Raw genomic sequence first — 802 nt, forward strand, 5'->3', positions numbered from 1 at the left:
GTATTTTATCAATATCGCTGCTTACAGTTGGTTGTGTTTCTACCAGCAACGTTCTTGAGTTAGGTAGGGATACATATACGGTTTCAGCAACTGCTGATGGTTTTAGAGATGCGGCATCAGCACGTCAAAGTGCCTTTAAAACAGGTTCTGAGAAATGTAATAGCCTCGGTAAAAAATTCCTGCTCACTAACGAAAACGTGGCTAACACAAGAATGGGGATAGATACCACAGTAACACTCTACTTCCGTTGTCTTGACGAAAGAGACAGCGAGTATGTACGACCAAATCTACAGAAAGCACCTGATCTACGCATCGAGAGTAAATAATTATGAATTTCCTTATGATCATGATCCTATGGTGGATATCGTCATTCATCACACACATGATGAAAGTTGGAAATGTCAGAGAGTACGGTCCCACTAAAAGCCATTTACTGTTGATGGTTACTACGCTTCCTGCTGGCGTTGGTGTTTTTATCTATCCGATAGTAGAGGTGATATGGGGAGATCTGTCGTTACTGAAAGTTGCTGGTTATACCTTTTTATCCCTCATTGTTGGCGGACTTCTTGCCAATATCATTGTTCGCGGATTATCTGCGACAACATTCGGCATTTTGCTCGTAAATCCATTAGCAATGATATGTAGCATTGCCGGACTGATAGTCCTTGCTATCCAACATTTACCATAACATCCGTTATCAGCACCGCCTGAGAGGCCCTCAGGGCGTTTCTGACGGGAAACCGGTAAAACAGGCAACAAACCACCAGAAAACCCGCCAGAAACGCGCAGGCTCTGTTTTTAC

At 43.3% G+C, this 802-nt stretch carries 2 protein-coding genes; both read left to right on the top strand.

The window, feature by feature from the left end; all coding sequences use genetic code 11:
* Nucleotides 1–326, top strand: a 326-nt coding sequence (locus ABD331_RS60695; protein WP_344496715.1) for a hypothetical protein, incomplete at its 5' end; no start/stop codon positions are given.
* A 14-nt stretch (nucleotides 327–340) separates the two neighbouring features.
* Nucleotides 341–688 carry a hypothetical protein gene (locus ABD331_RS60700; protein WP_110958373.1) on the top strand — a complete coding sequence of 116 codons (348 nt, stop codon included), beginning with the start codon at nucleotides 341–343 and terminating at the stop codon, nucleotides 686–688.
* Nucleotides 689–802: the final 114 nt, after the last annotated feature.

Source organism: Nonomuraea monospora, from assembly GCF_039531895.1.
In the GTDB taxonomy this organism is placed as follows: domain Bacteria; phylum Actinomycetota; class Actinomycetes; order Streptosporangiales; family Streptosporangiaceae; genus Nonomuraea; species Nonomuraea monospora.